16 protein-coding genes are annotated in these 18,600 nt (G+C 72.6%); 10 read left to right on the top strand and 6 right to left on the bottom strand.

What is annotated here, in order from left to right:
- The first annotated feature begins 13 nt into the window (after window positions 1-13).
- Window positions 14-1,273 carry an RNA polymerase sigma factor gene (locus ACZ4VF_RS18530; RefSeq protein WP_467927074.1) on the top strand — a complete coding sequence of 420 codons (1,260 nt, stop codon included), beginning with the start codon at window positions 14-16 and terminating at the stop codon, window positions 1,271-1,273.
- Between the two features lie 229 nt (window positions 1,274-1,502).
- On the opposite strand, the gene ACZ4VF_RS18525 is transcribed toward ACZ4VF_RS18530, so the two are convergent.
- Window positions 1,503-2,669 carry a class I SAM-dependent methyltransferase gene (locus ACZ4VF_RS18525; RefSeq protein WP_467927072.1) on the bottom strand — a complete coding sequence of 389 codons (1,167 nt, stop codon included), beginning with the start codon at window positions 2,667-2,669 and terminating at the stop codon, window positions 1,503-1,505.
- 90 nt (window positions 2,670-2,759) lie between these two features.
- Between ACZ4VF_RS18525 and ACZ4VF_RS18520 the strand changes: the two genes are divergently transcribed.
- The 4 genes from ACZ4VF_RS18520 (at window position 2,760) to groL (ending at window position 6,809) form a co-directional block, all read left to right on the top strand.
- Window positions 2,760-3,671, top strand: coding sequence for a polysaccharide deacetylase family protein (locus ACZ4VF_RS18520; protein WP_467927071.1), 912 nt, complete (start codon window positions 2,760-2,762; stop codon window positions 3,669-3,671).
- Window positions 3,668-4,483, top strand: a complete 816-nt coding sequence (locus ACZ4VF_RS18515; RefSeq protein WP_467927070.1) for a polysaccharide deacetylase family protein — start codon at window positions 3,668-3,670, stop codon at window positions 4,481-4,483. Before ACZ4VF_RS18520 ends, ACZ4VF_RS18515 begins: the two co-directional genes overlap by 4 nt.
- Window positions 4,484-4,755: 272 nt before the next feature.
- Window positions 4,756-5,064 carry a co-chaperone GroES gene (groES, locus tag ACZ4VF_RS18510; RefSeq protein WP_004955293.1) on the top strand — a complete coding sequence of 103 codons (309 nt, stop codon included), beginning with the start codon at window positions 4,756-4,758 and terminating at the stop codon, window positions 5,062-5,064.
- A gap of 119 nt (window positions 5,065-5,183) precedes the next feature.
- Complete coding sequence (gene groL / locus ACZ4VF_RS18505; RefSeq protein ID WP_467927068.1) at window positions 5,184-6,809, top strand: chaperonin GroEL; 1,626 nt, start codon at window positions 5,184-5,186, stop codon at window positions 6,807-6,809.
- Between the two features lie 127 nt (window positions 6,810-6,936).
- Here the strand turns inward: groL and ACZ4VF_RS18500 are convergent, their stop codons facing one another.
- The 3 genes from ACZ4VF_RS18500 to ACZ4VF_RS18490 form a co-directional block, all read right to left on the bottom strand.
- Window positions 6,937-7,644, bottom strand: a complete 708-nt coding sequence (locus ACZ4VF_RS18500; protein WP_467927067.1) for an ester cyclase — start codon at window positions 7,642-7,644, stop codon at window positions 6,937-6,939.
- Between the two features lie 75 nt (window positions 7,645-7,719).
- A complete protein-coding gene (locus ACZ4VF_RS18495; RefSeq protein ID WP_467927066.1) occupies window positions 7,720-8,493 on the bottom strand; it encodes an SDR family NAD(P)-dependent oxidoreductase in 774 nt (257 codons plus the stop codon).
- A gap of 76 nt (window positions 8,494-8,569) precedes the next feature.
- Window positions 8,570-9,238: an MOSC domain-containing protein gene (locus ACZ4VF_RS18490; RefSeq protein ID WP_467927064.1), complete on the bottom strand. Its 669-nt coding sequence runs from the start codon at window positions 9,236-9,238 to the stop codon at window positions 8,570-8,572.
- An 80-nt stretch (window positions 9,239-9,318) separates the two neighbouring features.
- On the opposite strand from ACZ4VF_RS18490, the gene ACZ4VF_RS18485 reads away from it, so the two are divergent.
- Window positions 9,319-10,227, top strand: coding sequence for a LysR family transcriptional regulator (locus ACZ4VF_RS18485; protein ID WP_467927063.1), 909 nt, complete (start codon window positions 9,319-9,321; stop codon window positions 10,225-10,227).
- Window positions 10,228-10,307: 80 nt separating this feature from the next.
- On the opposite strand, the gene ACZ4VF_RS18480 is transcribed toward ACZ4VF_RS18485, so the two are convergent.
- Entirely contained in the window at window positions 10,308-10,637 is a 330-nt protein-coding gene (locus ACZ4VF_RS18480; RefSeq protein WP_189298255.1) for a WhiB family transcriptional regulator, read from the bottom strand.
- 381 nt (window positions 10,638-11,018) lie between these two features.
- Here ACZ4VF_RS18480 and ACZ4VF_RS18475 point away from each other — a divergent pair, with 381 nt between their 5' ends.
- The 4 genes from ACZ4VF_RS18475 to ACZ4VF_RS18460 all read left to right on the top strand — a co-directional run bounded on the left by ACZ4VF_RS18475 (window position 11,019) and on the right by ACZ4VF_RS18460 (window position 16,647).
- Window positions 11,019-11,630, top strand: coding sequence for a response regulator transcription factor (locus ACZ4VF_RS18475; protein WP_003948568.1), 612 nt, complete (start codon window positions 11,019-11,021; stop codon window positions 11,628-11,630).
- 1,516 nt (window positions 11,631-13,146) lie between these two features.
- Window positions 13,147-13,734 (top strand): sigma-70 family RNA polymerase sigma factor, encoded by a 588-nt coding sequence (locus ACZ4VF_RS18470; RefSeq protein ID WP_030641278.1) that lies wholly within the window; start codon window positions 13,147-13,149, stop codon window positions 13,732-13,734.
- 163 nt (window positions 13,735-13,897) lie between these two features.
- Window positions 13,898-15,406, top strand: a complete 1,509-nt coding sequence (gene guaB / locus ACZ4VF_RS18465) for an IMP dehydrogenase (protein ID WP_189298259.1) — start codon at window positions 13,898-13,900, stop codon at window positions 15,404-15,406.
- A gap of 116 nt (window positions 15,407-15,522) precedes the next feature.
- Window positions 15,523-16,647, top strand: coding sequence for a GuaB3 family IMP dehydrogenase-related protein (locus tag ACZ4VF_RS18460; RefSeq protein ID WP_467927061.1), 1,125 nt, complete (start codon window positions 15,523-15,525; stop codon window positions 16,645-16,647).
- A gap of 471 nt (window positions 16,648-17,118) precedes the next feature.
- On the opposite strand, the gene ACZ4VF_RS18455 is transcribed toward ACZ4VF_RS18460, so the two are convergent.
- Window positions 17,119-18,327 (bottom strand): nucleotide sugar dehydrogenase, encoded by a 1,209-nt coding sequence (locus ACZ4VF_RS18455; RefSeq protein ID WP_467927060.1) that lies wholly within the window; start codon window positions 18,325-18,327, stop codon window positions 17,119-17,121.
- Between the last annotated feature and the right edge of the window lie 273 nt (window positions 18,328-18,600).

Here is an 18,600-nt window from a genome sequence, read left to right as displayed (position 1 = left end):
CCCCGGGTGTTGCATGTGGGCTGTGGAAGCACAGCCCACTGCGGCACACGCCATCGAGACCGTCTTCCGTCTGGAGTCGCCCCGCGTGATCGCCGGCGTCGCCCGGATCGTCCGGGACGTCGGCATCGCCGAGGAACTGGCGCAGGACGCCCTCGTGGCCGCCCTGGAGCGGTGGCCGCGGGAGGGGGTGCCGGACAATCCCGGCGCCTGGCTCATGGCCACCGCCCGGCACCGGGCCGTCGACCTGATCCGGCGCCGCGAGACCTACCACCGCAAACTCGCCGAGATCGGCCGGGACCTCCGGGCGGCCCCGCCGTCGTACGACGAACCGGCCGACCCGGACGACATCGACGACGACCTGCTCCGGCTGGTCTTCACCACCTGTCACCCGGTGCTGTCCCCCCAGGCCCGCACCGCGCTCACGCTGCGCCTGCTCGGCGGCCTGACCACCGCCGAGATCGCCCGCGCCTACCTGGTGCCGGAGCCGACCGTCGCCCAGCGCATCGTCCGCGCGAAGCGCACCCTGGCCGCCCGGAACGTCGCCTTCGAGGTGCCGTACGGACCGGACCGCGAGGCCCGTCTCGGCTCCGTCCTCGACGTCATCTACCTGATCTTCAACGAGGGGTACGCGGCCACCGCCGGCGACGACTGGCTGCGCCCCGGGCTGTGCGAGGACGCGCTGCGGCTGGCCCGGGTGCTGTCCGCGCTGATGCCCAAGGAGCCGGAGGTGCACGGCCTGACCGCGCTGCTGGAGTTCCAGGCGTCCCGCGCCGCCGCCCGCACCGGCTCCGACGGCGCACCGGTGCTGCTGAGGGACCAGGACCGGCGCCGCTGGAACCGCATGCTCATCGCGCGCGGGGTCGGCGCTCTCGACCGCGCCGGCGCCACCGCGAGCGGCCCTCCGGGCCCGTACGCCCTCCAGGCGGCCATCGCCGCCTGCCACGCGCGCGCGTACCGCTACGAGGACACCGACTGGCACGCCATCGCCACCCTGTACGGCCTGCTGGCCGTCCGCGCGCCCTCCCCGGTGGTCGAGCTGAACCGCGCGGTCGCCGTGTCGATGGCCGACGGCCCGGCGGAGGGCCTGAAGCTGGTGGACGCCCTGGCCGCCGCGCCCGCCCTGCGCGGCTACCACCTGCTGCCCAGCGTCCGCGGCGACCTCCTGTCCCGCCTCGGCCGCACCGCCGAGGCCCGCGAGGAGTTCCTCCGGGCGGCCGCCCTGACCCACAACGAGAAGGAGCGCCACCTGCTGTTGCGCCGGGCGGGGGAGTGAGCCCCGGCGGCGTCCGACCGGCCGGGAGAACGGCCGTGTCCCGCCCGGCGCGCGGCGGATGGAGTCGGCCGGGGCAGGCCACGGGCGGCGCGGCCGGCCGGCCGGTGGCTCGGCAGGAGGCCGACGAGCCCGGCGAACGCCCCCCTGCCGCGGCGATCCGGTGCGCGGTGACCTCGCCGCCGGCGGCCGGCGTCCACCCGGTGAGCTCCGCACCGCGAAGGTGCCGACGTCACACCGACGGACGGCCGATCAGCATCGCCGGTGCCCCGGCCACCCGGGTCAGGAACACGGTGGCCGCGTTCGGGCCCTGCGGCCGTACCTTCCGGCGCAGTTCCTCCGGTTCGACCGCCGAGCCGCGCTTCTTCACGGTCAGTGTGCCGACCTCGCGCTCGCGCAGCAGGGCCTTCAGCTTCTTGACGTTGAAGGGGAGGTGGTCGGTGATCTCGTAGGCGGTGGCGTACGGCGTGGGCCGCGGCGCGTCGGCGGTGATGTAGGCGATGGTCGGGTCCAGCAGTCCGCCGTCGACCTCCTCGGCGACCTCGGCGACCAGGTGCGCGCGGATCACGGCACCGTCCGGCTCGTACAGGTAGCGCCCCACCGGCCGTACCCCGGGGTCGGGCAGCCCGCGGCCGACGAGGGTGCGCGGGCCGGGCAGCAGGGTGGCCCGTACGGTGCCCGGCGCTCCCGTCCCGAACCACAGCACCGCCTCCTTCACGTCCCCGCCGTCGGAGATCCACTCGGCCTCGGCCCGGTCGGGGACCACCTCGTGCGGGATCCCCGGGGCGATCTTCAGCGCGGCCCGGGGTGCCTTCAGGGCCGTCTCGACCGCCCAGGACAGCGGCGGCGAGTACGCCTCCGGATCGAACACGCGGCCCCGCCCGCCCCGGCGCGCCGGGTCCACGAACACCGCGTCGTACCCGGCGGTGTCCACCTCGGTGACGTCGGCCTCGCGCACCTCGATCAGGGCGGCCAGCCCCAGCGCCTCGGCGTTGGCCCGGGCCGCCGCCGCCGTCAGCGGGTCCCGGTCCACGGCCAGCACCCGGATCCCGGCCCGGGCCATCGCGACCGCGTCCCCGCCGATCCCGCAGCACAGGTCGGCGACGGAGGCCACGCCCAGCTCCCGCAGCCGCCGTGCCCGGTACGCCGCCACGCTCGCCCGCGTCGACTGCTCGACCCCGTTCGGCGTGAAGAACATCCGCCCGGCGTCCTCGGCACCGAACTTCGCCACCGCCCGCTGCCGCAGCCGGGCCTGGCCGAGCGCGGCCGAGACCAGCTCGGCCGGGTGCTCGCGGCGCAGCCGGGTGGCCACGGCCAGCTCCTGGGCGGGCTCGGTGTCGCGCACCTCGTCGAGGAGGGCGCGGCCTTCGGGGGTGAGGAGCAGTGCGAGGTCGTTCACCGGGTCATTGTGGGCCAGTCGGTGGATGGTGCGCCTCCGGCGGCGGTGTCGGCCGGGGTCGGGGGCCGGGGCCTGGAAGGATCCGGCACCATGCGAGCAGTAGTACAAAATGACAAAAGTCGGGCGCGGTTGCGGCGTCTGGCCCTCGGCGGAGGAGCCGCCGCATGCGCCACCGCCGCCCTGCTCTCCGGCTGCGCCGGCCCCGACGCCGTACGCCCCGCACCCGGCCGGGGCGGCCCCGCCCAGCCCCAGGACCCGGCGGCGCGCCGGGCCGCCGAACACGCCCGGCTGGCCGCCGCGGCCCGGCGCTGGGGACTGGACCAGGTCCCGCTGGCCCCTCCGCCGCCGCCCGCGGTCAAGCCGCGGATCGGCGCCCGCGACGGATTCGAGGTGGACCACCAGGAGGACTGGGACCTGCCGCCCGTCTTCACCACGGTCCCCACCCGGCACAAGGTCGTCTTCCTGACGATCGACGACGGAGCCGAGAAGGACCCCCGCTTCCTCGCCATGATGCGGGAGCTGAAGATCCCGTACACCGCCTTCCTCAGCGACTACCTGGTGAAGGACGACTACGGCTACTTCCGCAGAATGCGCTCCTACGGCAACACCCTCAACAACCACACCCTGCACCACCCCTACCTGCCGGGCCTGACCTACGAGGAGCAGAAGGACGAGATCTGCGGCATGCAGGCCGTCATGAAGAAGGAGTTCGGCAAGGCGCCCACCGTCTTCCGGCCGCCGTACGGCAACTACAACCAGGACACCCTGGTCGCCGCGAAGGAGTGCGGCATCCGGTACGCGCCCATCTGGAACGAGGAGGTCTTCGTCGACCACTGGGAGTACCGCGAGGACGACCGGCGGCTGCGCCCCGGCGACATCGTCCTCACCCACTTCCGCGGCCGGGACGACTGGGACGGCACGATGGTGGACGACATGCGCCGCTTCCTGAACAAGGTCACGCGCGAGGGCTACGCCGTGGCCCGCCTGGAGGACTACCTGTGAGGCGCCTGCGGGGCCCTGCGGCGGTCATCGCCACGGCCCTGCTCCTCACGGGCTGCGCCCAGTCCGTCGACCCCATCGAGCGCCTCGGCAAGAAGGCCGCCGAAGGGGTACGCCCGCACACCACCGGCCCCGGCCGCGCCTACCGCGCCTGGGGCCTGACCCGCCCGCTCGCCCGCTCCCCGGTGCCCCCGGCCCGCCCGCTCGCCGGGCGCGCCACGGCCCACGGCCTGCCCCCGGTCCTCGACCACGTCCCCACCCGCGACCCGGTCGTCTTCCTCACCTACGACGACGGCTCCGACCGCGACCCCCGCTTCACCGACATGGTCCGCGACCTCCGCCTCCCGGTCACCCTGTTCCTCACCGACAGCGTCGCCGCCCCCGGCTACGGCCACTTCGCCCGGCTGCACGCGCTCGGCGCCGGCATCGAGAACCACACCGTCGACCACCGCGCGCCGGCCGGACTGCCGTACGCCGGCCAGCGCGCCGGGATCTGCGGCCAGCAGGACCGCCTCCGCGCCCGCCTCGGCGTCCGCCCCCGCCTCTTCCGCCCGCCCTACGGCTCCTACGACCGCACCACCCTGCGCGCGGCGGCCGGCTGCGGCATCTCCGCACTCGTCCTGTGGCGCGCCGCCCTCACCCCGGCGGGCCTCGCCTACACCCACGGCCCCCACCGCCTGCGCCCCGGCGACATCGTCCTGGTGGGCCCCGACGAGACCCCGGGCCCACCGCTGCGGGACCGCACGGTACGGGTGCTGAGGGAGGTGCAGGGGGAGGGGATGACGGTGGGCCGGCTGGAGGACTACGTGGGCTGACCGGCGCAGCCGGGCGGAGACCGGCGGGGACAGCGGGGCGGCACCGGGCCGCCGGGGCACCCGCGCGCGCCGTTCCCGGCCGACGCGACGCACGGCAATTGGCACTCCGCTTGACCGAGTGCTAATCGCGGTCATAGTCTCGGCTCTGGCACTCCCCCCTGGAGAGTGCCAACAAACGCGACGGGCAGGTCCGGCACCCGCGACGACGGATCCACCTGGTCGCCACCTCAGACAGTTAACCCCGTGAGATCTCCGAAGGGGGAGGTCGGATCGTGACGACCGCCAGCTCCAAGGTTGCCATCAAGCCGCTCGAGGACCGCATCGTGGTCCAGCCGCTGGACGCCGAGCAGACCACGGCCTCTGGCCTGGTCATCCCGGACACCGCGAAGGAGAAGCCCCAGGAGGGCGCCGTCCTCGCCGTGGGCCCGGGCCGGTTCGAGAACGGCGAGCGTCTGCCGCTCGACGTCAAGGTCGGCGACGTCGTCCTCTACAGCAAGTACGGCGGCACCGAGGTGAAGTACAACGGCGACGAGTACCTCGTCCTCTCGGCTCGCGACGTGCTCGCGATCATCGAGAAGTAATCACCTCAAGCGACTCTCTGCTTGAAGCTGCGCCCCTGGCCCCCGCGAATCGATAAGAAGCCGGGCGCCCGGGGCGCGGCGTTTTTCACCCACAGATTTCCGAGAGGGCTCCCGCTGCCATGGCGAAGATCCTGAAGTTCGACGAGGACGCCCGTCGCGCCCTTGAGCGCGGCGTCAACAAGCTTGCCGACACCGTCAAGGTGACGATCGGCCCCCGCGGCCGCAACGTCGTCATCGACAAGAAGTTCGGCGCCCCGACCATCACCAACGACGGTGTCACGATCGCCCGCGAGGTCGAGATCGAGGACCCGTACGAGAACCTGGGCGCCCAGCTGGTGAAGGAGGTGGCGACCAAGACCAACGACATCGCCGGCGACGGCACCACCACCGCCACGGTCCTCGCCCAGGCGCTGGTCCGCGAGGGTCTGAAGAACGTCGCCGCGGGTGCCTCCCCGGCCGCCCTGAAGAAGGGCATCGACGCCGCGGTCAAGGCCGTCTCCGAGGATCTGCTGGCCTCCGCCCGCCCGATCGACGAGAAGTCCGACATCGCCGCCGTCGCCGCGCTGTCCGCCCAGGACCAGCAGGTCGGCGAGCTGATCGCCGAGGCGATGGACAAGGTCGGCAAGGACGGTGTCATCACCGTCGAGGAGTCCAACACCTTCGGTCTGGAGCTGGACTTCACCGAGGGCATGGCCTTCGACAAGGGCTACCTGTCGCCGTACTTCGTGACGGACCAGGAGCGCATGGAGGCCGTCCTCGACGAGCCGTACATCCTCATCACGCAGGGCAAGATCGCCGCCATCGCGGACCTGCTGCCGCTGCTGGAGAAGGTCATCCAGGCCGGCTCCTCCAAGCCGCTGCTGATCATCGCCGAGGACGTCGAGGGCGAGGCCCTGTCGACCCTGGTCGTCAACAAGATCCGCGGCACCTTCAACGCCGTCGCGGTGAAGGCCCCCGGCTTCGGCGACCGCCGCAAGGCGATGCTGCAGGACATGGCCGTCCTCACCGGCGCCACCGTCATCTCCGAGGAGGTCGGCCTCAAGCTCGACCAGGTCGGCCTCGACGTGCTCGGCTCCGCCCGCCGCGTCACCGTCACCAAGGACGACACCACGATCGTCGACGGCGCCGGCAAGTCCGAGGACGTGCACGGCCGCGTCGCGCAGATCAAGGCCGAGATCGAGAACACGGACTCCGACTGGGACCGCGAGAAGCTCCAGGAGCGCCTCGCGAAGCTGGCCGGCGGCGTGTGCGTGATCAAGGTCGGCGCCGCCACCGAGGTGGAGCTGAAGGAGAAGAAGCACCGTCTGGAGGACGCCATCTCCGCGACCCGCGCCGCGGTCGAGGAGGGCATCGTCTCCGGTGGTGGCTCCGCCCTGGTCCACGCCTCCAAGGTCCTGGACGGCAACCTGGACAAGGCCGGCGACGAGGCCACCGGTGTCGCGGTCGTCCGCAATGCCGTGGTCGAGCCGCTGCGCTGGATCGGCGAGAACGCCGGCCAGGAGGGCTACGTCATCGTCTCCAAGGTCAAGGACCTGGAGAAGGGGCAGGGCTACAACGCCGCCACCGGCGAGTACGGCGACCTGATCAAGGCCGGCGTCATCGACCCGGTCAAGGTCACCCGCTCCGCCCTGGAGAACGCCGCCTCCATCGCCTCCCTGCTGCTCACGACCGAGACCCTGGTCGTCGAGAAGAAGGAAGAGGAAGAGCCGGCCGCCGCGGGCCACGGCCACGGCCACGCGCACTGAGCGAACAGCTCCCGAGTGAAGGCCCGGTACCCCGGAGAGGGGGCCGGGCCTTCGCCCTGCCCGCCGACGTTGCGTACCGCTACCGCTACCGCTACCGCTACCGCTACCGCTACCGCTACCGCTACCGCTACCGCTCCAGCTCGTCCAGCGCCCCCAGCTGCTGCATCAGCCCCAGCTGGTCGTGCTGCCACCACAGCTCGGCGATCTTGCCGCCGGCGGCGAAGCGGAACAGCGTCATCCCGGTCATGGCCACCCGCCGGCCCGTGGGTGCGATCCCCAGGAAGTCGCCCCGGTGCGTGGCGTTCCAGGTCCACCGCGCGCACGCCCGGTCGCCCTGGGCGAGCACGTCCTCGACCGTGAACGCGAAATCGAAGGCGCCGCGCCACATCCGGAACTCGGCGCGGACGTTGTCCAGCCCGATGGTGTCCTGCGGGTTCATCGGGTCGTGACCGTGGACGTCCTCGTCCAGCAGGTCGTTGAGCGGCGGCAGCTCGCCCGCCGTGCACAGCGCGTCGAAGAACCCGCGCACGACCCCCTCGGCCAGGCGCTCGTCCCGTACGACGTCCAGGTCGGTGAACGTCGGCTCCTCGTCGCACAGCGCGAGCATCTCCCGGAAGGTCCGGTCGGTCTCTGGGAGGTTCGCGTTCCGCACCGCCTCCTCGTACGACGGGAACTCCACGACCTCCACCACGTGCGACGTGTCCGAGCGGTCCGTGCCGACCAGTGCGTGCGTCGCCGTCCGCTTCCCCTTGGTCCGCCGGACCCAGTCGTCCATGAGCCGGTTCATCTCGTCCACCCGGCTCGTCCTGCACTCGATGAGCTGTACGAAGGTCATGACGCCGCCTCCGACCCCCCTGGGTCCGGTACCGTCCCGCCCATTTTCCCACCGGGACGGCGGCGTCACCCGTCGCTACTGCGGCCCGTACCTGCGCCCCGTCCGGGAGCTGATCCCGCCCAGCAGCCCGCGGGGCGTCACCTTCACCAGCCCCATCAGCGCCTTGTACCGGGGGTCGGGGATGGACAGCGTCCTGCCGCGTGCAAGGTCGGCCAGGGCCGCCGCGACCAGCTTGTCCGCGTCCAGCCACATCCAGCCCGGGATGTTGTCCGTGCCCATCCCGGCCCGCTGGTGGAACTCCGTCCGCACGAAGCCCGGGCACAGCGCCATCAGCCGCACCCCGCTGCCCGCCAGGTCCTTCGCCGCGCCCTGGGTGAACTGCACGACCCATGCCTTGGACGCGCCGTACGTGCCGCGCGGGACGAAGGCGGCGACCGAGGCGACGTTCACCACCCCGCCCCGGCCGCGCTCGCGCATCGCCGCGGCCGCCGCCGACGTCAGCCGGAGCACCGCCTCGCAGTGCACCTTGAGCATCCGCAGCTCGTCCGCCATCGGCACGTCCAGATAGCGGCCCTTGTTGCCGAAGCCGGCGTTGTTGACCAGCAGGTCGACCGGGTTCCTCCGGTCGCCCAGTCGCTCGGCGACCGCCTCGATGCCCTTGTCCTCGGCCAGGTCGGCGGTCAGCACCTCCACCTCGATGCCGTGCCGGTCGTGCAGTTCCGTCGCCTGCTCGCGCAGCCGCCCGGTGTCCCGCGCCACCAGCACGAGGTCGTGCCCGTCAGCCGCCAGGCGGCGCGCGAACGCGGCACCGATCCCCGCGGTCGATCCCGTAATCAGAGACGTTGTCATGGCCCAAGGGTAGTGACCCGGACCGACGGCCTCCGCTGCCCGCGCGCCCTGTCCCCGGCGGCGTCCTGACGAGATGTCAGACCTCGTGCCGGGTCACGTACTCCCGGGCCTTCGCCAGCGACTCCGAGTGCAGCGCCTCGCCCGCCGCGAGCAGCCGCGGCAGCAGCTCCCGCTCGGTGGTGACCGCGCGGAACTCCAGCGCCGCCGTCACCCCGTGGTCCGGACGGTGCACGATCTCCACCGGGTCGCCCGTCCGGATCTCACCCGGCTCGATCACCCGGAGGTAGGCACCCGTTGCGCCCTTCCGCGTGAACCTCCTGACCCAGCCGCGCTCGCCCAGATGGCCCTGGAACGTGTTGCACGGGATCCGGCCCGAGGTCACCTCCAGCACCACCTCGGAACCGATCCGCCAGCGCTCGCCGATCAGCGCCCCCGAGACGTCCAGGCCGTCCGTCGTCAGGTTCTCCCCGAAGCAACCGTTCGCCAGCGACCTGCCGAGTTCGCGCTCCCACGCGTCGAGGTCCTCGCGGGCGTACGCGTACACCGCCTGCTCGTCCCCGCCGTGGTGGCGCAGGTGGCACACCGCGTCCCCGGCGAGCCCGCTCCCGCCGGTCCCCTTGGGCCCCGGCGCCGCGACCCGCACCGGCCCGTCCGTCGGGCGCTTGTCGATACCGGTCAGACCCTCCGGCTGGCTGGTGTAGGGAACCTGCCGCGGCGTGCCGACATTGACGGAAAGAAGCTTCATCCCCGCACGGTAAGCGATCCGGACCCAAAGCGTCGACGCATTATCCGGCGTCCGGTCCAAGGCTGCCTTATGCTCGACAGGTGATCGAGGCCCGTCATCTCCGCGTCCTGCGCGCCGTCGCCACCACCGGATCCTTCTCGGCGGCGGGGCGCGTGCTGGGCTGCACCCAGCCCGCCGTCAGTCAGCAGATGAAGGCCCTGGAGACCTCCGTCGGCACCCCGCTGCTGGTCCGCACGGGCCGGGAGATGCGCCTCACCCAGGCCGGCGAGGCGCTGGTCCGGCACGCCTCCGGCATCCTCGCCGGACTCACCGCCGCCGAGGAGGAGGTCGCCGCCATCGCCGGCCTGCGCGCGGGCCGGGTCCGGCTCGTCTCCTTTCCCAGCGGCAGCTCCACCCTGGTCCCCACCGCCCTGGCCGCCCTGCGCGCCGCCCACCCCGGCACCCGGGTCTCCCTGGAGGAGGCCGAGCCCCCGCGCTCCGTCGAACTGCTCCGCGAGGGCGACTGCGACCTGGCCCTGGCCTTTCGCTACGAGGGCGCGGCGGTCGCGGAGGAGTGGGACGACCTCGTCGTACGCCCCCTGCTCACCGACCGCCTGGTCGCCCTGGTGCCCGAACGGCACCGGCTCGCGCGCGCGGAGGCCGTCGCCATCGGCGAGCTGGCCGAGGAACCCTGGATCGCGGGCTGCCCGCGCTGCCGCGGCCAGCTGATCGAGGTGTGCGAGGGGGCCGGCTTCACCCCGCGCATCGACTTCGCCACCGACGACTACCCGGCCGTGGTCGGTCTGGTCGGCGCGGGCCTCGGAGTGGCGGTACTGCCCCAGCTGGCCGTGGAGTCGGTACGGCCGCGCGGTGTGCGCACGGTCCGCCTGGAACCGGCGGTCCGGCGGGAGATCGTCGCCCTCACCCTGCCCGACCTGGCACAGGTGCCGGCCGTGGCGGCGACGCTGGAACAGCTGGCCCGGGCGGTACGGGCGGCCGGACGCGCGTAGGGCGCGCGGCAAAGTCACGGGCACGCGCGTGCGTGCCCGGTGGGGAAGGAATGGTCGCCCATGGATGCAGAAACGTTCCTTCAGTGATCTGACGCGGTGTCTCCGCTGGTGCTCGACGCCGCCACGAGGCGGTTGCGCGCCCGCCCCATCAACTCCTCACGCTCGTCCTCGGTCAGTCCGCCCCAGACCCCGTACGGCTCGCGCACCGCCAGCGCGTGCGCCGCGCACTCCGCACGGACCGGGCACCTCATGCAGACCTCCTTGGCCGAGTTCTCGCGAGCGCTCCGAGCCGCCCCGCGCTCGCCCTCCGGGTGGAAGAAGAGCGAGCTGTCCACGCCGCGGCAGGCAGCCAGCAGCTGCCAGTCCCACAGGTCCGCGTTCGGTCCGGGAAGGCGGGAGAAATCTGCCATTACGTGACCCCTTGTCGCCGTTCTGGGCGGATACGGTGCCAACGACCGTACATCTCCGGTCTAAGGAGATGAAAATATGACTCATTGCGAATCTAGCCCCGGACACTGCGAAACGGGAAGAAAAGGGGCCGAATGGGGCATAGGTTGTGATGAAAAGTTGAGAGTCCGTTGAGCATGTCTGCACCGTGTCGGTGCCCTCACGTAGAGTGCCGAAGACGGCACGCGGAGCCGTAACTCTTTCGAGTGACCGTCGTTGAGAGTGCGGAGGCGGTTGAAGCCACAAGCGCTCGGGCAGGCGTCCGAGACGGTCGACCGCACAGGTGACGAATCCGTACCAGCCTGGAGGCTCAAGGTGACGCGCATCAGCTGCGGAGGGCGGTCATGACATCCGTCCTCGTCTGCGACGACTCCCCGCTTGCCCGAGAAGCGCTGCGCCGCGCGGTCGCGACCGTGCCCGGTGTCGAGCGCGTGACGACGGCGGCCAACGGCGAGGAAGTCCTCCGCCGCTGGGGCGCCGACCGTTCCGACCTCATTCTGATGGACGTGCGCATGCCCGGTCTGGGCGGCGTCGAGACCGTGCGCCGGCTGCTGTCGGCCGACCCGGGCGCACGGATCATCATGCTCACGGTTGCCGAGGACCTCGACGGGGTGGCCCTCGCGGTCGCCGCCGGAGCCCGTGGCTACCTGCACAAGGACGCCTCGCGTGCCGAACTGCGGGCCACGGTGACACAGGCGCTCGCCGACCCGACCTGGCGGCTCGCCCCGCGCCGTCTGCGCTCGGCCGAGATGGGCGCGGCGCCCACGCTCACCGCGCGTGAGATCCAGGTCCTGGAGGGCATGAGCCACGGCCGCTCGAACGCCGAGATCGGTCGTGAGCTGTTCCTCTCCGAGGACACCGTCAAGACGCACGCGCGGCGCCTGTTCAAGAAGCTCGGCGCCTCCGACCGGGCCCACGCGGTGGCCCTCGGCTTCCGCTGGGGACTGGTCCGGTAACCGGTGCGAGGCCCTGCGGGCCGCCCGACACCGACGCCCGCCGTCCGGCGGCCGGGACGCGCACCGCGGCCCGCCACCGTCGCCACCCGGCGGGTGCGGTGGGCAGTGCGGCCCGGTGCCGTCAGAACCTGGCGGACGCGGTGTGGACTGTGGACCGGCGTCGTCGCTGCCTGGTGGATGCGGCTCGGACTGTCGAGCGGTGCCGTCGCTGTCTGGCGGACGCGGCTCGGACTGTCGAGCGGTGCCGTCGCTGTCTGGCGGATGCGGTGTCGGCTGCGGGCGGGTGTCGTCGGCACCTGGTGGGTGCGGTGTCGGCTGCGTGCCGGTGCCGTCGCTGCCTGGCGGACGCGGCTCGGACTGTCGAGCGGTGCCGTGGCTGCCTGGCGGACGCGGTGTCGGCTGCGGGCCGGCGTCGTCGCTGCCTGGCGGATGCGGCTCGGACTGTCGAGCGGTGCCGTGGCTGCCTGGCGGACGCGGTGCGGGCCGCCGGCCGGTGCCGTCAGCGGCCGGTGGATGTGGTGCGCACCGCGGACCGATGCCGTCCTCGCCCTGCCCCGCTCACGCCCGGTGCTCCCGTCCGGGCGGCCGGTCGGTACGGCGGGGCCCGGGGCCGGCGGCGGCCCGGCGCTCCGGTACGGCGCCGCTTTCCCGGGGGCCCGGCGCGCCCCGGGCGGTCACGGAACGCGGCGCGGACTCCGGTCCGACGTGGTCCTTCCGTGCCCGAGTGCACCCCGGCTCGCTGCCCTCATGCCCTGCGGCAGCGCCCGTGCGCGCTCCTCGCGGGCCACGCAAGACGGAGTCGGCGGTAGGCCGGCGTGCCCTACGCGCGTGCCCCGGGCGCGCTCTGACCGGGCCCTGCCTTGATAGGGGCCCGGCAGGCCGTGCCGATGACGCTACGGCGCGTCCCCCGAAGCACCGGGGGGACCGCGCCGGGCGAGCGGACCACCTGGCGCACGTCATCGCCGTGCGCACGGACAAGCGTGCCCCGGTCCCGGCCGTGCGCGCGGGCAGACGCGCCCGGATCCTGGCCGTACGCGGGTGCAGGCGGCCGCGGGGTCGGGCCGTGCGCGGGTGCAGGCGGCCGCGGGGTCGGGCCGTACGCGCGCGCAGGCGGCCCCGGGGTCCGGCCGTACGCGCGCGCAGGCGGCCCTGGGGTCCGGTCGTGCGCGTGGGCGGGTGGTCCCGAGTCATCGCCCCGCGTGCCGCACGGCCGCGGCTCCGGCGGGCGGCGGTGTTCACCGGCGCACGCGCACGCCTCACACAGCGTGCTGGTGCGCCGGCGCGCGACTCCCGGGAACACCCTGGCGGGACGGGCGCAAGGCGGCCCGCCGGACGCGCGCTGCTCGTTTCGGCGCGGATGCCGCATCCTTGAGATGTGGAGTCTCTCGGGGACGAGTCGGTCGAGCGGAAGGGGAGGGCGCAGGGGATGAGTGCCGGCGCACCTGCTCATAACGCTTCGGTGCACAACCACGAACACGATGCGACGGACCGGACGGCCGCAGGGCACCATGGACCGATGCGCGACGACGAGGCGGGCACGGCCCACGGGGCGATCGGTGCGCTCGTGCATCGTGCCGTCGACGGGGACGAGCAGGCCACGCACGATCTGCTCGCGCACGTCCACCCACTGGCGCTGCGTTACTGCCGCACCCGGCTGTCCCGGCTCCCCGGCGACGCCCGGCACTTCGTGGAGGACCTCGCCCAGGAGGTCTGCGTGGCGGTTCTGCTGGCCCTGCCGCGCTACCGCGACACCGGCCGCCCCTTCGAGGCGTTCGTCTTCGCCATCGCCTCGCACAAGGTCGCCGACCTCCAGCGGGCGGCGATGCGCCACCCCGGATCGACCGCGGTGCCGTCCGACGAGATGCCCGAGCGGCCCGACGACTCCCTCGGCCCCGAGGAGCGCGCCCTGCTCAGCAGCGACGCCGAGTGGGCCAAGAAACTGCTGGCCAACCTGCCCGAGAACCAGCGCGAACTGCTCCTGCTGCGCATCGCGGTGGGCTTGACCGCGGAGGAGACCGGGCAGATGTTGGGAATGTCACCCGGCGCGGTCCGCGTGGCCCAGCACCGGGCGCTGAGCCGCCTCAGGGCGCTCGCCGAACAGTAATCCCCGTCCGCGGAGCCGCCGTAGCTCCTTCGCTGAACAGGTGCACCGTCGTTTCCGTACGAACATACGAAGCCGGAAGCGACCCCGTACCGTGGAATTTGCTAGCGACGCTTCCCGTTAGCATGGACATCCGCACCGATCAAGGCCATTTGGGGAAGGTGTCATGACTGCCAACGTCGACGGAGTGCCCGGTAAATTCGCGACACTCGGGCTGACCTACGACGACGTGCTGCTGCTGCCGGGCCCGTCGGACATGGCACCCGACGAGATCGACACCGCCTCGTACGTCTCCAAGAATGTGCGGGTCAACATCCCGCTGCTGTCCGCCGCCATGGACAAGGTGACCGAGTCCCGCATGGCGATCGCGATGGCCCGCCAGGGCGGCGTCGGCGTCCTGCACCGCAACCTCTCCATCGAGGACCAGGCCAACCAGGTCGACCTGGTGAAGCGCTCCGAGTCGGGCATGGTCACCGACCCGATCACCATCCACCCGGAGGCCACGCTCGCCGAGGCCGACGCGCTGTGCGGCAAGTTCCGCATCAGCGGCGTCCCGGTGACCGACGGCGACAAGAAGCTGCTCGGCATCGTCACCAACCGGGACATGGCCTTCGAGAGCGACCGCAGCCGCCGCGTGCACGAGGTCATGACCCCGATGCCGCTGGTCACCGGCAAGGTCGGCATCTCCGGCCCGGAGGCCATGGAGCTGCTGCGCAAGCACAAGATCGAGAAGCTGCCGCTGGTCGACGACGAGGGCGTCCTCAAGGGCCTGATCACGGTCAAGGACTTCGTCAAGGCGGAGAAGTACCCGAACGCCGCCAAGGACGCCGAGGGCCGCCTGCTGGTCGGCGCCGCGGTCGGTGTCGCCGGTGACGCCTTCGAGCGCGCCCAGGCCCTGATCGAGGCGGGCGTCGACTTCATCGTCGTGGACACCGCGCACGGCCACTCCCGCCTGGTCGGCGACATGATCGCCAAGATCAAGTCGAACTCCTCCGGCGTCGACGTCATCGGCGGCAACATCGCCACCCGCGACGGCGCGCAGGCACTGGTCGACGCCGGCGCCGACGGCATCAAGGTCGGTGTCGGACCGGGCTCCATCTGTACGACCCGCGTGGTCGCCGGCGTCGGCGTCCCCCAGGTCACCGCGATCTACGAGGCCGCGCTCGCCGCCAAGGAGGCCGGTGTCCCGGTGATCGGCGACGGCGGCCTGCAGTACTCCGGTGACATCGCCAAGGCGCTGGTCGCGGGCGCGGACACGGTGATGCTCGGCTCGCTGCTGGCGGGCTGCGAGGAGTCCCCGGGCGAGCTGCTGTTCATCAACGGCAAGCAGTTCAAGTCGTACCGTGGCATGGGCTCGCTCGGCGCCATGCAGTCCCGCGGCGACCGCAGGTCGTTCTCCAAGGACCGCTACTTCCAGGAGGGCGTCGCCTCCGACGAGCAGCTGATCCCCGAGGGCATCGAGGGCCAGGTGCCCTACCGCGGCCCGCTGTCCTCCGTCGTCCACCAGCTGGTCGGCGGCCTGCGCCAGTCGATGTTCTACGTCGGCGGCCGGACCGTCCCCGAGCTCCAGGCGAACGGCCGGTTCGTGCGGATCACCTCGGCGGGCCTGAAGGAGAGCCACCCGCACGACATCCAGATGACGGTCGAGGCGCCGAACTACAGCAGCAAGCGGTGACGCCCACGCGCGCGTGACGCTCGTACCGCGGCGGTCCCGGAGCATCCGGGGCCGCCGTTGCCGTACCCGTCGGCGATACTGGAAGGCGCTGCAACGCATAGGGAAAGGCCACCAACGTGACTGAGATCGAGATCGGGCGCGGCAAGCGCGGCCGCCGGGCGTACGCCTTCGACGACATCGCCGTCGTCCCCAGCCGCCGTACGCGGGACCCGAAGGAGGTCTCGATCGCCTGGCAGATCGACGCCTACCGCTTCGAGCTGCCGTTCCTGGCCGCTCCCATGGACTCGGTGGTCTCCCCGGCCACCGCGATCCGCATCGGCGAGCTGGGCGGGCTCGGCGTGCTGAACCTCGAGGGCCTGTGGACGCGGTACGAGGACCCGCAGCCGCTGCTGGACGAGATCGCCGAGCTCCCCGCCGAGCAGGCGACCCGCCGCCTCCAGGAGGTCTACGCGGCACCGATCAAGGAGGAGCTGATCGGCGCCCGCATCAAGGAGGTCCGCGACTCCGGCGTGGTCACCGCCGCCGCGCTCTCCCCGCAGCGCACCGCCCAGTTCTCCAAGGCGGTCGTGGACGCGGGCGTGGACATCTTCGTCATCCGGGGCACGACGGTCTCGGCGGAGCACGTGTCCTCCTCGCACGAACCGCTGAACCTGAAGCAGTTCATCTACGAGCTGGACGTCCCGGTGATCGTCGGCGGCTGCGCCACCTACACGGCTGCCCTGCACCTGATGCGCACGGGCGCCGCGGGCGTGCTCGTGGGCTTCGGCGGCGGCGCCGCGCACACCACGCGCAACGTGCTCGGCATCCAGGTACCGATGGCCACGGCCGTCGCCGACGTGGCCGCGGCCCGCCGGGACTACATGGACGAGTCCGGCGGCCGGTACGTGCACGTGATCGCGGACGGCGGCGTCGGCTGGTCCGGCGACCTGCCCAAGGCCATCGCCTGCGGTGCCGACGCGGTCATGATGGGCTCCCCGCTGGCCCGCGGCACGGACGCGCCCGGCAAGGGCCACCACTGGGGCATGGAGGCGGTCAACGAGGAGCTGCCCCGCGGCCAGAAGGTCGACCTGGGCACGGTCGGCACGATCGAGGAGATCCTCACCGGCCCGTCGCACACCCCGGACGGCTCGATGAACTTCTTCGGTGCCCTGCGCCGCGCCATGGCCACCACCGGCTACAGCGAGCTGAAGGAGTTCCAGCGGGTCGAGGTGACCGTGGCGGACAGCCAGCACCGGCGGTAGTCGGCGAGGCGGTCGCCACGACGCCTGGAGGGCCGGTCGTCCGAGCGGACGACCGGCCCTTTCGCATGCCCGGGTGCGGCCGAGTGGGCCGTGCTGGGGGCGCGATGCGCGGAGGGGGCGCGTGGTTGCGTTCGGGGCGAATGGGGGCTGAACGGGCGTAGTGGGGCGGTAGTGTCCGTGATCGGCGACCCAGTTCCGCTGGGTGCCCCCTTCCAAGGACATGGACCGGACCCCGCCCTCGGGGCCCGGCCCGAATCCGACGGACCGTCCACCGGGCCACTGGGCGGCTGCGTCTTGTGGATCTACGGGAAGTGAGCGGCCACCCCCACGCGAACTAGGGGTGGACACTCCAATCACTTATCCGGAGCCTGCCGCAGTGCCTGCTGCGGTGGGCTCCACCTGCCCCAAGGTACCGGCGTCCATTCCCCCAGGCCACCAACCCCCGGCTCCCACACCACCGCGCGCCCCCCTTCACAACCGATGCGCCGCCCCCGTGGGCGTGGCCCCCCGGGTGTCCAGCAGCAGCTGGGCCTTCACCGAGAGTCCCTGCAGGTCGTACGTCCGGTGTTGCTGGAGCAGGATCGTGAGGTCGGCGTCGGCCGCCGCCTCGTAGAAGGAGTCCGCGCGCGGCACGGGCCGGTCCAGGACGCTCCACGCGGGGACGTAGGGGTCGTGGTAGCTGACGGCCGCGCCGAGGCCCATCAGCCGTGTGGCGATCTCCTGGGCCGGGGTGCCCTGGAGGTCGGCGAGGTCGGGCTTGTAGGTGACGCCCAGGAGCAGGACGCGGGCCCCGCGCGCGGACTTGCCGTGTTCGTTGAGGAGCGTGGCCGCGCGCTGGACGACGTACCGGGGCATCCGGCTGTTGACCTGCTGGGCCAGTTCGACCATGCGCAGGGTGCGGGTGGCGTGCCCGGTCAGGTCCTGCGGGACCCCGTGCCCGCCGACGCCCGGGCCCGGACGGAACGCCTGGAAGCCGAAGGGCTTGGTCTCCGCGCAGCGGATGACGTCCCACAGGTCGACGCCCAGCTCGTGGCAGAGGACGGCCATCTCGTTGACGAGCGCGATGTTGACGTGCCGGAAGTTGGTCTCCAGCAGTTGCACGGCCTCCGCCTCGCGCAGGCCACGCGCGCGTACCACCTTGTCGGTGAGCCGGCCGTAGAACGCGGCGGCCGACTCGGTGCAGGCGGGGGTGAGACCGCCGATGACCTTCGGAGTGCCGGCCGGGGTGCGGTCGCGGCTGCCGGGGTCGACCCGGCTGGGGGCGTAGGCGAGGTGGAAGTCGCGGCCGGCGCGCAGCCCCGAGCCCTCCTCCAGCAGCGGCCGCAGGAACTCCTCCGTCGTCCCGGGGAGCACGGGCGACTCCAGGATGACCGTGGTGTGCGGACGCAGGCGCGCGGCCAGGGTGCGGGCGGCCGACTCGACCTGGGTGAGGTCGAGGGCGCCGTCGGCACCGCGCGGGGTGGGCGCGCAGATCACCGCGGTGCGCACCCGGCCGAGCTGGGCCGCGTCGGTGACGGGGCGGAATCCGGCGGAGTGCATCCGGCGCAGCTCCGCCGGGCTGAGCGAGCCGGCCTCGGGGCCGGTGGCATAGCCGACCGTGGCGATGCCGGCGGCGACGGCGGCCTGGGCGAGCGGCAAGCCGTAGGGACCGAGTCCGATGACGGCGAGGTCTGCGGGCATGGCGTGAGCCGTCCTTCCCAGTAGCCGAAGCGGGACAGGTGCGCAAGCGCTGTGGACAAGCAGAGCGAGCGCACTGTCAGACTAGGTACACATATGACCGCTATGTGTGATTGTGTTCGTGTGTCTTGCCTGGGGTTGTGCGCGAGTTGTCCACAGGTTCGGGGCCCGTGGTGGCTGAAGCCGGGCAACACGGTCAGAATTTGGGCATGAGGAGGGGATGAACCGGGCTTCGCCCGCCGGGTGCGGCCGACGCGAGCGAGTGTGCGACACCGG

Source organism: Streptomyces sp. NPDC029151 (assembly GCF_055564315.1).
The sequence above is the reverse complement of the archived record's forward strand: the minus strand, read 5'-3'. Positions and strand labels throughout refer to the sequence as shown.

Excerpts from the sequence above, each read along its gene's own strand:
- ACZ4VF_RS18500 (WP_467927067.1), bottom strand. The coding sequence starts at position 7,644 with ATGACCTTCGTACAGCTCATCGAGTGCAGGACGAGCCGGGTGGACGAG.
- ACZ4VF_RS18495 (WP_467927066.1), bottom strand. The coding sequence starts at position 8,493 with ATGACAACGTCTCTGATTACGGGATCGACCGCGGGGATCGGTGCCGCG.
- ACZ4VF_RS18490 (WP_467927064.1), bottom strand. The coding sequence starts at position 9,238 with ATGAAGCTTCTTTCCGTCAATGTCGGCACGCCGCGGCAGGTTCCCTAC.
- ACZ4VF_RS18455 (WP_467927060.1), bottom strand. The coding sequence starts at position 18,327 with ATGCCCGCAGACCTCGCCGTCATCGGACTCGGTCCCTACGGCTTGCCG.
- ACZ4VF_RS18530 (WP_467927074.1), top strand. The coding sequence starts at position 14 with ATGTGGGCTGTGGAAGCACAGCCCACTGCGGCACACGCCATCGAGACC.
- ACZ4VF_RS18520 (WP_467927071.1), top strand. The coding sequence starts at position 2,760 with ATGCGAGCAGTAGTACAAAATGACAAAAGTCGGGCGCGGTTGCGGCGT.
- ACZ4VF_RS18470 (WP_030641278.1), top strand. The coding sequence starts at position 13,147 with ATGCGCGACGACGAGGCGGGCACGGCCCACGGGGCGATCGGTGCGCTC.
- guaB (WP_189298259.1), top strand. The coding sequence starts at position 13,898 with ATGACTGCCAACGTCGACGGAGTGCCCGGTAAATTCGCGACACTCGGG.
- ACZ4VF_RS18475 (WP_003948568.1), top strand. The coding sequence starts at position 11,019 with ATGACATCCGTCCTCGTCTGCGACGACTCCCCGCTTGCCCGAGAAGCG.
- groL (WP_467927068.1), top strand. The coding sequence starts at position 5,184 with ATGGCGAAGATCCTGAAGTTCGACGAGGACGCCCGTCGCGCCCTTGAG.
- ACZ4VF_RS18480 (WP_189298255.1), bottom strand. The coding sequence starts at position 10,637 with ATGGCAGATTTCTCCCGCCTTCCCGGACCGAACGCGGACCTGTGGGAC.